This is a genomic window from Aurantimonas sp., from assembly GCF_964217435.1.
GTDB lineage: Bacteria > Pseudomonadota > Alphaproteobacteria > Rhizobiales > Rhizobiaceae > Aurantimonas > Aurantimonas coralicida.
Genome location: NZ_CAXPJM010000011.1, coordinates 1 through 12,368, shown reverse-complemented (window position 1 = coordinate 12,368; position 12,368 = coordinate 1). Strand labels below are relative to the sequence as shown.

Annotated in this window: 13 protein-coding genes; 8 read left to right on the top strand and 5 right to left on the bottom strand. The window is 68.0% G+C overall.

What is annotated here, in order from left to right:
- Nucleotides 1–134: 134 nt before the first annotated feature.
- Nucleotides 135–395: a helix-turn-helix domain-containing protein gene (locus ACEQX1_RS05785; RefSeq protein WP_370193684.1), complete on the bottom strand. Its 261-nt coding sequence runs from the start codon at nt 393–395 to the stop codon at nt 135–137.
- A 218-nt stretch (nt 396–613) separates the two neighbouring features.
- Nucleotides 614–1,801: a glutamine-hydrolyzing carbamoyl-phosphate synthase small subunit gene (gene carA, locus ACEQX1_RS05780; RefSeq protein WP_188076177.1), complete on the bottom strand. Its 1,188-nt coding sequence runs from the start codon at nt 1,799–1,801 to the stop codon at nt 614–616.
- A 414-nt stretch (nt 1,802–2,215) separates the two neighbouring features.
- Here carA and ACEQX1_RS05775 point away from each other — a divergent pair, with 414 nt between their 5' ends.
- Nucleotides 2,216–2,665 carry a GatB/YqeY domain-containing protein gene (locus tag ACEQX1_RS05775; protein WP_024351285.1) on the top strand — a complete coding sequence of 150 codons (450 nt, stop codon included), beginning with the start codon at nt 2,216–2,218 and terminating at the stop codon, nt 2,663–2,665.
- A 30-nt stretch (nt 2,666–2,695) separates the two neighbouring features.
- Here ACEQX1_RS05775 and ACEQX1_RS05770 read toward each other — a convergent pair whose 3' ends face one another.
- Both ACEQX1_RS05770 and ACEQX1_RS05765 read right to left on the bottom strand, forming a co-directional pair.
- Nucleotides 2,696–3,415 carry an LrgB family protein gene (locus ACEQX1_RS05770; protein WP_370196601.1) on the bottom strand — a complete coding sequence of 240 codons (720 nt, stop codon included), beginning with the start codon at nt 3,413–3,415 and terminating at the stop codon, nt 2,696–2,698.
- Nucleotides 3,408–3,764, bottom strand: a complete 357-nt coding sequence (locus ACEQX1_RS05765) for a CidA/LrgA family protein (RefSeq protein WP_370193681.1) — start codon at nt 3,762–3,764, stop codon at nt 3,408–3,410. Before ACEQX1_RS05765 ends, ACEQX1_RS05770 begins: the two co-directional genes overlap by 8 nt.
- 159 nt (nt 3,765–3,923) lie before the next feature.
- Here ACEQX1_RS05765 and dnaG point away from each other — a divergent pair, with 159 nt between their 5' ends.
- From dnaG to ACEQX1_RS05730, 7 genes are all read left to right on the top strand, one after another.
- Complete coding sequence (dnaG, locus tag ACEQX1_RS05760; protein ID WP_370196600.1) at nt 3,924–5,888, top strand: DNA primase; 1,965 nt, start codon at nt 3,924–3,926, stop codon at nt 5,886–5,888.
- Nucleotides 5,889–6,194: 306 nt separating this feature from the next.
- On the top strand, nt 6,195–8,192 hold the full coding sequence (gene rpoD / locus ACEQX1_RS05755; protein ID WP_024351281.1) for an RNA polymerase sigma factor RpoD: 1,998 nt from the start codon (nt 6,195–6,197) through the stop codon (nt 8,190–8,192).
- 258 nt (nt 8,193–8,450) lie between these two features.
- The gene (locus ACEQX1_RS05750; protein ID WP_370194502.1) at nt 8,451–8,744 is read left to right on the top strand and encodes an HlyU family transcriptional regulator; all 294 of its coding nucleotides are present in this window, start codon (nt 8,451–8,453) and stop codon (nt 8,742–8,744) included.
- 134 nt (nt 8,745–8,878) lie between these two features.
- Nucleotides 8,879–9,748: an SDR family oxidoreductase gene (locus tag ACEQX1_RS05745; RefSeq protein WP_370196599.1), complete on the top strand. Its 870-nt coding sequence runs from the start codon at nt 8,879–8,881 to the stop codon at nt 9,746–9,748.
- Nucleotides 9,749–9,793: 45 nt separating this feature from the next.
- The gene (locus tag ACEQX1_RS05740) at nt 9,794–10,201 is read left to right on the top strand and encodes a ketosteroid isomerase-related protein (RefSeq protein ID WP_370194503.1); all 408 of its coding nucleotides are present in this window, start codon (nt 9,794–9,796) and stop codon (nt 10,199–10,201) included.
- Nucleotides 10,198–10,812, top strand: coding sequence for a GNAT family N-acetyltransferase (locus tag ACEQX1_RS05735; RefSeq protein WP_370194504.1), 615 nt, complete (start codon nt 10,198–10,200; stop codon nt 10,810–10,812). Before ACEQX1_RS05740 ends, ACEQX1_RS05735 begins: the two co-directional genes overlap by 4 nt.
- A gap of 191 nt (nt 10,813–11,003) precedes the next feature.
- Nucleotides 11,004–11,354 carry a hypothetical protein gene (locus ACEQX1_RS05730; protein WP_370194505.1) on the top strand — a complete coding sequence of 117 codons (351 nt, stop codon included), beginning with the start codon at nt 11,004–11,006 and terminating at the stop codon, nt 11,352–11,354.
- 74 nt (nt 11,355–11,428) lie between these two features.
- Here the strand turns inward: ACEQX1_RS05730 and ACEQX1_RS05725 are convergent, their stop codons facing one another.
- Nucleotides 11,429–12,178: an SIMPL domain-containing protein gene (locus ACEQX1_RS05725; protein ID WP_370193995.1), complete on the bottom strand. Its 750-nt coding sequence runs from the start codon at nt 12,176–12,178 to the stop codon at nt 11,429–11,431.
- Between the last annotated feature and the right edge of the window lie 190 nt (nt 12,179–12,368).

The window sequence follows — 12,368 nt, the reverse complement described above, 5'->3', positions numbered from 1 at the left end:
GGCTGAGGCCGGCTTATAGGCAACCGGCGCGGATGGCGAAAGGGTGGATCGTCCGGAATCTTGTGCGCGACGCGATCGGCCGGTCGGCAGGCGCGGGAAGACGGCGTCCCGAGCCTGTCTGGCCGGCACGACGCTCACACGTCCGGGCGGGGCGGTTTGGCCGAGATCAGTTCGGAGGCACTGCGTGGCAGGCCGCGGCCGTCATAGGTCTCGATGCCGAGCGACAGCGCCAGGCACGACAGCTCCACGGTCTTCGGGATCTCGACGCTCTTTCCGTCGCGGGCGCCCTTTTCGTAATACTGGATGACCCGCTTCTTCAGGCCGAGCTTCTCGGCCGCGTCTTTCTGTTTCAGGCCGAGCGCCTTGCGCCAGGCCCTGAAGTCATCAGGGTTCATGGGGCCTCCCGTGACCGGACCGGCGCGTCTGCGGCCGGCCGCTGCCGGTCGACCCGCAGATCGGGGTCCGGGCCCATGCTATCGCGTCGGCCGGGGCGAGAAAACCGAGGGGCGTGGCCGCCGGTGCGGCCGTCCGCCTGGCCAGCCGTCCCGTCCGCGGACCGGGACGGTGGCCGGTCAGCCGCGTGCCGGTATTCGTCGCCATCGCCCGTCGCCGCTCAGGCGGCGGCCTTGCGGCCCTTGTGCTCGTCGATCATCCGGAAGAACCGGTCGAAGAGATAATGCGAGTCCTGCGGGCCGGGCGAAGCCTCGGGATGATGCTGGACCGAGAACACCGGCTTGCCGGTGAGGCGCAGGCCGCAATTGGAGCCGTCGAACAGCGAGCGATGGGTCTCCTCGACACCCTCGGGCAGCGAATCGGCCGCCACGGCGAAACCGTGGTTCATCGACACGATCTCGACCTTGCCGGTGGTGAAGTCCTTCACCGGATGGTTGGCGCCGTGGTGACCCTGATGCATCTTCTCGGTCTGGGCGCCGAGTGCCAGCGCCAGCATCTGGTGGCCGAGGCAGATGCCGAAGACCGGCACGTCCTTCTCGATCAGCGTCTTGATGGTCGGCACGGCGTAGTCGCCGGTCGCCGCCGGATCGCCGGGGCCGTTCGACAGGAACACGCCATCGGGATTGTGGGCGAGAATGTCCTCGGCGCTGGTCGTCGGTGGTACCAGGATCACCCGTGCGCCTTCGCCGGCCATCCGCCGCAGGATGTTGCGCTTGGTGCCGTAGTCGATGGCGACGATGGTGTAGCGCGGCTCGGCCTCGGAGGCGTAGCCGGCATTCCAGACCCAGGGCTTCTCGTCCCAGATCACCGCTTCGGAGCCGGCTGCTTCCTTGGCGAGATCGAGACCGACAAGGCCGCTCCAGGCGGCGGCGCGCGCCTTCAGGGCGTCGATGTCGAACTGGCCGTCCGGCTCGTGCGCGATCACGGCGTTCACGGCGCCCTTTTCGCGAATCAGCGCGGTGAGGGCGCGGGTGTCGACGCCGGACAGGGCGATGACGCCGCGGTCCTTGAGCCAGGCATTGAGGTGGCCGGAGGAGCGATAGTTCGACGGCTCGGACACATCGGCCCGGAAGATCGCGCCGACCGCGCCGGTCGCATTGGCCGGGACCAGGTCTTCCTGGTCCTCGTCATTGGCGCCGACATTGCCGATATGCGGGAACGTGAAGGTAACGATCTGCCGCGCATAGGAGGGATCGGTGAGGATCTCCTGATAGCCGGTCAGGGCGGTGTTGAAGCACACCTCGCCTTCGATCGCGCCGGTGGCGCCGAGACCGAAACCGTCGATGACCGTCCCGTCTGCCAGCACCAGAACTGCGGTCGGCTTGCGGATTGTCCAGCCTTCGGTCATGGGGCGCCTCTTTCGTCTGTGGGTCCGTGCCGGGCCAGCCATCGCGGCCGCAGCGTCGCATCGGCAGGCCTTCAATCGGCGCCGGCATGTCCCCGCGATATCTGCCGAGACGGCGGTCGTTGCAAGGGACCTTGCGGAGTCTTCCGCGATTTTCTACATGCGCGCCACGCTGCACGGCAGGAAGCCGGCGGGTGCCTACCGGCATTCGCGCAGATCGTCACGATGACAGGATTGCAAAACGGCGGCCTTGACGGCCCGATCAGACATGGACCAGCGGCACTCTCCTGTGCCGAGGCTGGAATCGCCGCCCGGACCCGGCTTTACCTTTTCATCCGTTAGGTATGGATTAGTATCGGACTGGTGGCATTCGTCGGTCATGCAGACTGTTCACGAAACCTGAAAGACAAAGATCCCATGCGCGAGCATCTTGCGGACGCCCTCAAATCCGCGACCAATGGCCAGGACAAGACCCGCTGCTCCACGCTGCGGCTGATCCACGCCGCCATCAAGGATCGCGACGTCGCCAATCGCACGGCCGGGCGTGATCCGGTCAGCGACGAAGAGGTGCTGCAGATCCTGTCGAAGATGATCAAGCAGCGGATCGAATCGGCCAAGGGCTTCGACGAGACCGGCCAGCCGGCGCTGGCCGACCAGGAGCGGCGCGAAATCGCGGTGATTCGCGAATTGCTGCCGCCGCAGCTCGATTCCGGCGAGATGGAACAGGCCTGCCGCGAAGTGGTGGAAGACACCGAGTCGCGCGGATTGCGCGACGTCGGGCGCTGCATGAACGCGCTCAAGGAGCGCTATCCGGGCAAGATGGACATGGGCAAGGCCTCCACCGTGGTGAAGGGCCTGCTGCGCTAGGCGCGGCGACCGAGCGATAATTTCCCCAAGCTAGAACAGAAACGTCCAGAGCAGCGGCAGGATGATTGCCGTCGCCAGGGCGTTGAGGCCCATGGCGAGGCCCGAGAAGGCCCCGGCGATCTCGCTCTCCTGCAGGGCCCGGGCCGTGCCGATGCCGTGCGAGGCCGTGCCCATGGCAAAGCCTCGCGCCGCCGGATCGCGAATCCCCATGAGATCCAGCAGTACCGGTCCCAGCGAGGCGCCGAGAATCCCCGTTGCGATGACGAAGACCGCGGTCAGTGAGGGCAGGCCGCCGAGCTTCTCGGCGATGCCCATGGCGACCGGCGCGGTGACCGATTTCGGCGCCATCGAGACCAGACTCACCGCATCCGCCCGCAGGAGGAAGCCGAGCCCGATCGCCGAGGCGAGCGCCGTCAGCGACCCGGCAAACAGGCTCGCCGCCACCGCCAGCGCGCTTTCCCGCACCCGGTCGAATTGGCGATACAGCGGAATCGCCAGCGACACGGTGGCCGGCCCCAGCAGGAAATGGATGAACTGCGCCCCCTCGAAATAGGTGGGGTAGCTGGTGCCGGTGAGCGTCAGCACCGCGACGATGGCCGCCACGGTCAGGAACACCGGGTTGAGCAGCGCGGTCGAGCCGGCCTTGCGGTAGAGCCCGATAGCGGCCTGATAGGCGACCAGCGTCATGGTCAGGAACAGGAGCGGGCTGGCGGCCAGATAGACCCAGACGTCGACGAGTGTCTCACCCACGGCGCGCCGCCTTCCGGCCGGGGCCGAACCGGTTCATCAGGAAGGCGGTGACGGCGATGGTCGCCAGAGTCGAGACGACGAGCGTCACCCCGACCGACAGGATCTCCCCCTCCAGCCGCCCGACATGCATCATGATCCCGGCGCCGGCCGGCACGAACAGCAGCGACAGATGCGACAGCAGGCCGTCGCCGACCTTGCCCAGATCGTCCGGCACCTTGCCCTTGATGAGAAGGAGGGCGAACAGCAGCGCCATGCCGATGACCGGGCCGGGCAGGGGCAGGCCGGTGGCGACCGTGATCGCTTCGCCGGCGAGCTGGCACAGGAAGATGGCGGTCAGGGCTTGCAGCAAGGGGGCACCTCTTCGTCGCGACAACGATCAGCTATCATCGCCCCGGGCGCGCTTCGCAAGGCTTTGCCGCCCCTTCGCGACGACCGGCGGGGGCGATCCGTCCCCCCCCGCGTCGAGAGTCGATGACAAGCGGTCGTCAAAGGCTGTATCAGGCACCTCATGCGCTTCTCTCCCGCCTTTCTCGACGACATCCGCGACCGGATCCCGATCTCGGACGTGATCGGCCGGCGCGTGACCTGGGACCGGCGCAAGTCGCAGCCGGGTCGCGGCGACCACTGGGCCTGCTGCCCGTTCCATGGCGAGAAGACGCCGTCCTTTCACTGCGAGGATGCCAAGGGGCGCTATCACTGTTTCGGCTGCGGGGTGTCCGGCGACCATTTCCGCTTCTTGACCGAGCTGGAGGGCCTGTCCTTCCCTGAAGCGGTGGAGCGGCTGGCGGCCGAGGCCGGCGTGCCGATGCCGGCGCGCGACGCCCAGGCCGAGCAGCGCGAGGCGGCCAAGGCGACCATCGTCGACGCCATGCGCCATGCCAGCAGCTTCTTCCAGGCCATGCTGCAGGAACCCGAGGGCGCCAAGGCCCGTGCCTATCTGCGCGACCGCGGCCTGACCCCGCACACCCAGAAGAAATTCGGCCTCGGCTATGCGCCCAATTCGCGCAACCGGCTGAAGGAATATCTGGCGTCCAAGGGCGTTGGCCGCAGCGAGATCGAGGCGGCCGGGCTGGTCGTCCACGGCGAGGGAATCGCCGTCTCCTACGACCGCTTCCGCGACCGCATCATGTTCCCGATCGTCGACCTGCACGACAAGCCGATCGCTTTTGGCGGCCGTGCCATGTCGGCCGAGGCCCAGGCGAAATATCTGAACTCGCCGGAGACCGAGATCTTCCACAAGGGGCAGGTGCTCTACAATCTCGGCCAGGCCCGGCGCGCGGCGAAGGCGGCCGGCACGCTGGTCGTCGTCGAGGGCTACATGGACGTGATCGCCCTGGCGCAGGCCGGCTTCGAGAACGTCGTGGCGCCCCTCGGTACGGCGCTGACCGAGCGCCAGCTCGACCTTCTGTGGCGCTCCACCGGCGAGCCGATCCTGTGTTTCGACGGCGACGCCGCGGGGCTGAAGGCCGCCCATCGCTCCGCCGAACTGGCATTGCCGGCGCTGAAGCCCGGCCGGTCGCTGCGCTTTGCCCTGATGCCGCCGGGCACGGACCCGGACGATCTGGTGCGCGAGGGCGGGCCGGACGCGTTCCGCGAGATCCAGGGCGCGGCCCGGCCGCTCGCCGATCTCCTGTGGATGCGCGAGACCGCCGGCGGCGATTTCGACACGCCGGAGCGTCGCGCCGACCTCGAACACCGGGTCAAGGCGCTGCTGCGCCAGGTCGGCGACGAGAGCGTGCGCCGGCACTATCTGCAGGATGTCGAGGAGCGGCTGCGCTCTTTCTTCGGCAGTTCGGCCAAGACGGCCGGCTACGGCAATCGCCGCGACGGTCGCGACAACCGGGGCGGGGGCCGGGACAGGGACGATCGCGGCGGCGGGCAGCGCCGCGGCGGCGCGGCCGGCGGCCGGCGCTCGGCGATCTCGGACCGCCTCGCGCGCTCCAGCCTGATGCGCCCGCAGCAGGGGCCGCAGCCCTCGCTGCGCGAGATCGCCATCGTCCTCGGCTTCGTCAATCATCCGGCGCTGATCCACGAGGAGTTCGACTATTTCGCCGATCTCGACCTGCCGACGGGCGATCTCGACCGGCTGCGCTCCTGCGTCCTCGACGCCTATGCCGAGAGCCCGCCCGCCGATCGCGACGCGCTTCTGGCCGAGCTGCAGGCCCGCGGCGCCCGCGACATCTTCGAGAGCTACGAGAACAAGGCCCGCATGGTGCGGCTCTGGCCGTTCCTCTCGGACGCCGCGCCAGAGGACGCGCGCGAGGCGGTCCGCCAGGCGCTGCACCTGCATCACCGGTCGCGGGCACTGGCGTCGGAGCTGAAACTTGCCGAGGAAGCGCTCGGCCGCGAATCGACCGAAGCGGCCTTTGCCCATCTGATGGAGGTCAAGCGCGAACTGGAGCGCGTCGACGGCACGGAAGCCCTGATCGAGGGCTTCGGCACCTTGTCGGGGCGGCCTGCGAAGGCCATATAACCATTCTGACGGACGGCCCGCAGCCTGGAGCACTGCCGCTGCGTGCAGGTAGACCATTGCTTTCAAGCACTTGACTCATCATATGGATGAGGTCGTGGGCAATCGTCCGGTCTCCGCGCTTGAAATTGCCGCTACATGCCCCTTCTTGGGGGCGTCGTCCTGCTTGATCAGCGCCGTGTGGCACGGCGCTTTATGGTTAAGCGAAAGTTTACGGCTCGTGCCGCATGGTGGCGGGCGAGATGACCGCAGCGTCCGCGGTCCGCGACGGCGGACAGCGCGGTACGCGCGAATTGGAGAATGACACGCATGGCGATCAAGGCCAAGGAAAGCGAGGCACCGATCGAGGAGCGGAACGAGGGTGCTCCCGATGGACCCTTGCTCGACCTGTCGGATGACGCTGTCAAGAAGATGATCAAGGCCGCCAAGAAGCGCGGCTTCGTGACCATGGACAAGCTCAACTCGATGCTGTCGGCGGAGGATGTCACCTCCGAGCAGATCGAGGACATGATGACCAATCTCAACGATATGGGCATCAATGTCGTGGAGAGCGACGAAGAGGGCGAGAACGAGGAACAGTCCGAGTCCTCCGAATCGACCGAGGTCGCCGAGACCGGTCGCACCCAGGTCGCCACCACCACCAAGAAGGAAGCCGGCGACCGCACGGACGATCCCGTGCGCATGTATCTGCGCGAGATGGGTTCGGTCGAGCTTCTGTCCCGCGAGGGCGAGATCGCCATCGCCAAGCGCATCGAGGCCGGCCGCGAGACGATGATCGCGGGCCTCTGCGAGAGCCCGCTGTCCTTCCAGGCCATCATCATCTGGCGCGACGAGCTCAACGAGGGCAACATCATGTTGCGCGAGATCGTCGATCTCGAGGCGACCTATGCCGGCCCCGAGGCCAAGACCCCGACGCCGCCTGCCGTCGAGGGCTCCAACGGCTCGGTGAGCGGCGTTCCCAACGGCCCGCCCCATTCGACCGGCGCCCGCGCGCCCGGCGAGGAGGAGGACGAGGAGGACGACGACCTCGAGAACAACCTCTCGCTGGCCGCCATGGAAGCCGAGATCCGGCCGCAGGTCATGGAGACCTTCGACCAGATCGCCGACGCCTATCGCCGGCTGCGCAAGCTGCAGGACCAGCAGGTCGAGAACCGTCTCGCCGCGCAGGGCACCCTGTCGCCGAGCCAGGAGCGGTCCTACAAGAAGCTCAAGGAAGAGCTGATCACGGCGGTCAAGAGCCTGTCGCTGAACCAGAACCGCATCGATGCGCTGGTCGCCCAGCTCTACGACATCAACAAGCGGCTGGTCGGCAATGAGGGCCGTCTGCTGCGGCTGGCCGAATCCCACGGCGTCAAGCGCGACGAGTTCCTGAACGAGTACCAGGGCACCGAGCTCGATCCCAACTGGACGCGGCACATCGCCAATCTGTCCGGCAAGGGCTGGCTCAAGTTTGTCCAGGCCGAGAAGGAGCAGATCAAGCGGCTGCGCCAGGAGATCCAGAATCTGGCGACCGAGACCGGTCTCGAGATCACCGAGTTCCGCCGCATCGTCCACATGGTGCAGAAGGGCGAGCGCGAGGCCCGGCAGGCCAAGAAGGAGATGGTCGAGGCCAATCTCCGGCTCGTCATCTCGATCGCCAAGAAATACACCAATCGCGGCCTGCAGTTCCTGGATCTGATCCAGGAAGGCAACATCGGCCTGATGAAGGCGGTGGACAAGTTCGAGTACCGCCGCGGCTACAAGTTCTCGACCTACGCCACCTGGTGGATCCGGCAGGCGATCACCCGCTCGATCGCCGATCAGGCCCGCACCATCCGTATTCCGGTGCACATGATCGAGACGATCAACAAGATCGTCCGCACCTCGCGCCAGATGCTGCACGAGATCGGCCGCGAGCCGACCCCGGAAGAGCTGGCCGAGAAGCTGGCCATGCCGCTGGAGAAGGTCCGCAAGGTCCTGAAGATCGCCAAGGAGCCGATCTCGCTCGAAACGCCGGTCGGCGACGAGGAGGATTCGCATCTCGGCGACTTCATCGAGGACAAGAACGCCATCCTGCCGATCGACGCGGCGATCCAGGGCAATCTGCGCGAGACCACCACGCGCGTCCTCGCCTCGCTCACTCCGCGCGAGGAGCGGGTGCTGCGCATGCGCTTCGGCATCGGCATGAACACCGATCACACGCTCGAAGAGGTCGGCCAGCAGTTCTCGGTCACCCGCGAGCGTATTCGCCAGATCGAGGCCAAGGCGCTGCGCAAGCTCAAGCATCCGAGCCGTTCGCGCAAGCTGCGCTCCTTCCTCGACAGCTGATCGATCATCGGCGGCGCGTCGGTTCCGGACATCCGGGCCGGCGCGCCGTTTTTTATTGACGGCGCTGACGCCCGCCTCTGCTGCCTTTCGGCAGCCCTCCGCCCGCTCCGGCCGGCGCCGCACGGTCCCTTTCGGCCCGGCACGATCTCCACATGACACGGCCCACGCCTATGCGGGCTTGCCGAACCGGCAGGGCCGCTATCTCCTCCTGTCCACGGCGCAGATGCGCCCGGTGCCACCAGCGCGCGAAGGAGAGCCATGTCCTTTCTCAAGAAGCTGTTCGGCGGAGGTTCCGCACCATCCGCGCCGAAGCCGGCGCGGGTTGCGGCCGAAGAGACCTATGGCGGGTTCCACATTGCCGCGACGCCGATCGCCGAGGGCGGTCAGTTCCGGCTCTGCGCCACCATCACCCGGACCATCGACGGCGAGACCCGCACGCACCGGCTGGTGCGCGCCGACCTGTTTCAGAGCGAGGAGGAAGCCGCCCGCTTCGCGCTGATGAAGGGCCGGCAGGTGATCGACGAACAGGGCGAGGCGATCTTTGCCGGCTGATGCCGGCTAGGCCAGGTGATCGGGCGCGGCCGGCGACCGACTGCCACGGCCCGAGGCAGCCCTCGGAGCGGCGGTCGACACGTGCCGGTGAGTATGATGATGTCCCGCCGGTCAGGCGAACGGGGAGGCCAACCGTGACACTTCGAAACAAGACCATCTTCATGTCCGGCGGCTCGCGCGGCCTCGGCCTCGCGATCGCGCTGAAGGCGGCGGCGGACGGCGCCAATGTCGTGGTGGCGGCCAAGACCGACACGCCGCATCCCAAGCTGCCGGGCACCATCCACACGGCGGTCGAGGAAATCGAGGCGGCCGGCGGCAAGGGCCTCGCCGTCGTCTGCGACATCCGCGACGAGGATCAGGTGCAGGCCGCGGTCGACCAGGCGGTCGCCCGCTTCGGCGGCATCGACATCTGCATCAACAACGCCTCGGCGATCCAGCTCACCGGCACGCTCGACACGCCGATGAAGCGCTACGACCTGATGAACGGCGTCAATGCGCGGGGCACCTTCCTCGTCTCCAAGACCTGCATCCCGCATCTGAAGACGGCGGCGAACCCGCATATCCTCAACCTGTCGCCGCCGCTCGACATGGACCCCAAATGGTTCCGCAACAACGTCGCCTACACCATGGCGAAGTTCGGCATGTCCATGTGCACCCTCGGCATGGCCGAGGAGTTCCGCCGCGACGGCATTGCGGTGAACTCGCTCTGGCCGCTGACCGCCATCGACACCGCGGCGATCCGCAACGTTCTGGGCGGCGACCAGATGGCGCGGATGAGCCGCTCGCCGCAGATCGTCGCCGATGCCGCCCATGCGATCCTCACCCGGCCATCGCGCGAATGCACCGGCAATTTCTTCGTCGACGAGGTGCTGTTGCGCGAGACGGGCGTCACCGATTTCTCGGTCTACGGACCAGAGGGCGGCGGCGATCCGGTCGCCGATTTCTTCGTGCCCGACGCGGTGATCGAATCCCTGCCGACCAAGCTGCAGCGCCTGCTCGGTTGAACCGAGCCGGCCGCAACCCACCCGCCCAACCGACGGAGCCTTCCGATGAACGACAATGCGGCGCTGATCGAGCGTTATCTCGCGGCCTTCAATGCCAGCGACTGGAGCGCCATGCTCGACTGCCTGCACGAGGACGTCGCCCATGATTTGAACGAGGGCGGCCGCGAGATCGGCCACGCCGCCTTCCGCGACTTCCTTGCCATGATGGCCCGCCATTACCGCGAGACGCTGAGCGACATCGTCGTCATGACCGCCGCGAACTCCGGCCGCGCGGCCGCCGAATACACTGTCCATGGTGAATATCTGGCGACCGCCCCGGGCCTGCCCGAAGCGAACGGCCAGCGCTATGCGGTGCCCGCCGGCCAGTTCTTCGAGATCGACGACGGCAAGATCACGCGGGTGACCACCTACTACAATCTCAACGCCTGGATCGCGGCTGTCTCGGCGCGATGACACGGGACGACACCGGCGGCCTGTCGGTCGCAACGCTGCAGGGCGAGGCCGTGCTGGACGAGCTGGCGGGTCTGCGGATCTCCGTCTTCAGCGCCTTTCCCTATCTCTATGAGGGCGACCGCGACTACGAGCGGCGCTACCTCGCCACCTATGCCGCCTCGCCGGGGGCGGTGATCGTCGCCGCACGGGCAGGGGACGGCCGGCTCGTCGGTGCCGCGACGGCGGCGCCGCTGGGCGATCACCAGCCGCAGCTCGCCGCGAGTTTCGCCGCCCACGGCATCGACCCGGCCGGCGTCTTCTATCTCGGCGAATCGGTCCTCGATCCGCAATGGCGGGGTAGGGGCATCGGCCACCTTTTCTTCGACGGCCGTGAGGCGGCCGCGGCCGAACAGGGCTTTGCCGTCACCGCCTTCTGCGCCGTCGAGCGTCCCATCGACCATCCGGCGCGGCCAGCGGACTACCGGCCCCTAGACGGCTTCTGGCACAAGCGCGGCTACCGGCCAGTGCCGGGACTGACCGCGACCATGGCGTGGCGCGATCTCGGCGAGACGGCCGAGAGCGACAAGACCATGCAGTTCTGGATGCGCGCCGTCCCGGCGGATGCCGGCTGAACCGTCGATGAACGGCCGGTTCCGGCAGCGTTCAGTCCCGCTCTCCTAGTCTCGGGTCACTCCTTGCCGAACGGGCGGGGAGGCGATCGCTGCTTCCGCCGCACCCTGTCCGGCGGCCTTGCGATCGGACTTCGGCCAATGCGGTCCGGGCGGCGTGTCTGCCCGCCGGACCCCAAAGAGGAGACGCCCCGATGTTCCAGTCTTTCGCCCGCTCGATCTGTGTCGTTGCCGCGCTCGCCACCGGCGGTGTCGCGACCGCCACCGCCCCGGCCGCCGCCGATGGCCTGCGCTTCGGCCTCACCATCGGCTCCGGTCATGCAGCCCAGCCCGTGCGCCACGTCCGCCGCGGCCACCACGCCCGTGTCGCCTGTTCGCCGCGCCGCGCCGTGCGCAAGGCACGCAACATGGGCGTCCACCGGGCCCATGTCCGCCGGGCCAACCGTCGCGCCGTCGTCGTCGCCGGCCACTCGCGCGGCCACCGTGCCGTGATCCGCTTTGCCCGCGAGCGGGGCTGCCCGGTGATCAGCTTCCGCCGTCGCTGACCCTCTCGGCCCCCGCGCCCGGAAGATGCCGGGGCGGGGGCCGCTGTCCTGTCCGCCGCGCGGACCGCGGCGTGTCAGTCGGCGATGGAAAACACCATGCGCACGCTGGCATTGAAGCTGTTCTCGCCGGTTTCGACCGGAACGCTGGGCGCCGCCTCCGCCGCCATCATCTTCATCGACCGGCCCATGGGCTGCGGCGGCATCTGGCTGCCGCTTTCGCTGATCTCGCGCACCGGGCCGAGCGTCACGCCCGCCGCCTCGGCGAGCACCTTCGCCGTGGCCATGGCGTCGCTCACCGCCTCCTGCCGCGCCGCATTGCGCGCCTCCTGCGGCTCGGCGACATCGAAACCGATTTCGCCGCCCTGATTGACCCCGAGTGTGACCGCCCGGTCGAGGATCTCGCCGAGCTGCGCGATGTCGCGCACCCGAACGGTCAGGCTGTTGCGCACCTCGTAGGCGACGATCTCCGGCGGCTTTTGGGTGCCGTCATTCTGGTTGTCGTAGCGATATTGCGGATTGATCGAGAAGCCGGAGGTCTGCAGGTCGCGGTCCGCGACGCCGAGCGCCCGCATGCCGGACGTGACTTCACGCATCGCGGCATTGGCCGCATCGAGGGCCTCGCGTGCGGTCTCGGCTGAGCGCAGCACGGTGAAGCTGGTCATGGCAACGTCGGGCGTCGCCCGGGCCTCGCCGGTTCCGGTCACGACGAGGGTGCGCGCGGCCGCTTCGGCGGCGGGCTGCGGCGCGCCGGCCTGCGCCAGCGCGGCGGTCGGCGAAGCGACGAGAATCAGGGTGGCGATCAGGGGACTGAAGCGGCGGTTCATGGACGCTGACTCTCCGTTGATGGAAGGTGACAGGGACCGCTCTTCTATGGTCGCATTGCGGCGTCAACACGAAATCATGCGCGGGTGCCCGCAGAACCTGCGTGACGCCGCCCGCGCGCCGCGCTCCCGCTTGAGTGGCGCCAGCCTTTGCGCTACGCCCATCCCCGGCGGGCCTGTAGCTCAATTGGTC

Bases quoted from the DNA above. Each gene is read 5' to 3' on its own strand.
- ACEQX1_RS05785 (WP_370193684.1), bottom strand. From the start codon at position 395: ATGAACCCTGATGACTTCAGGGCCTGGCGCAAGGCGCTCGGCCTGAAA.
- carA (WP_188076177.1), bottom strand. From the start codon at position 1,801: ATGACCGAAGGCTGGACAATCCGCAAGCCGACCGCAGTTCTGGTGCTG.
- ACEQX1_RS05775 (WP_024351285.1), top strand. From the start codon at position 2,216: ATGCGCGAGCATCTTGCGGACGCCCTCAAATCCGCGACCAATGGCCAG.
- dnaG (WP_370196600.1), top strand. From the start codon at position 3,924: ATGCGCTTCTCTCCCGCCTTTCTCGACGACATCCGCGACCGGATCCCG.
- rpoD (WP_024351281.1), top strand. From the start codon at position 6,195: ATGGCGATCAAGGCCAAGGAAAGCGAGGCACCGATCGAGGAGCGGAAC.
- ACEQX1_RS05750 (WP_370194502.1), top strand. From the start codon at position 8,451: ATGTCCTTTCTCAAGAAGCTGTTCGGCGGAGGTTCCGCACCATCCGCG.
- ACEQX1_RS05740 (WP_370194503.1), top strand. From the start codon at position 9,794: ATGAACGACAATGCGGCGCTGATCGAGCGTTATCTCGCGGCCTTCAAT.
- ACEQX1_RS05735 (WP_370194504.1), top strand. From the start codon at position 10,198: ATGACACGGGACGACACCGGCGGCCTGTCGGTCGCAACGCTGCAGGGC.
- ACEQX1_RS05730 (WP_370194505.1), top strand. From the start codon at position 11,004: ATGTTCCAGTCTTTCGCCCGCTCGATCTGTGTCGTTGCCGCGCTCGCC.
- ACEQX1_RS05725 (WP_370193995.1), bottom strand. From the start codon at position 12,178: ATGAACCGCCGCTTCAGTCCCCTGATCGCCACCCTGATTCTCGTCGCT.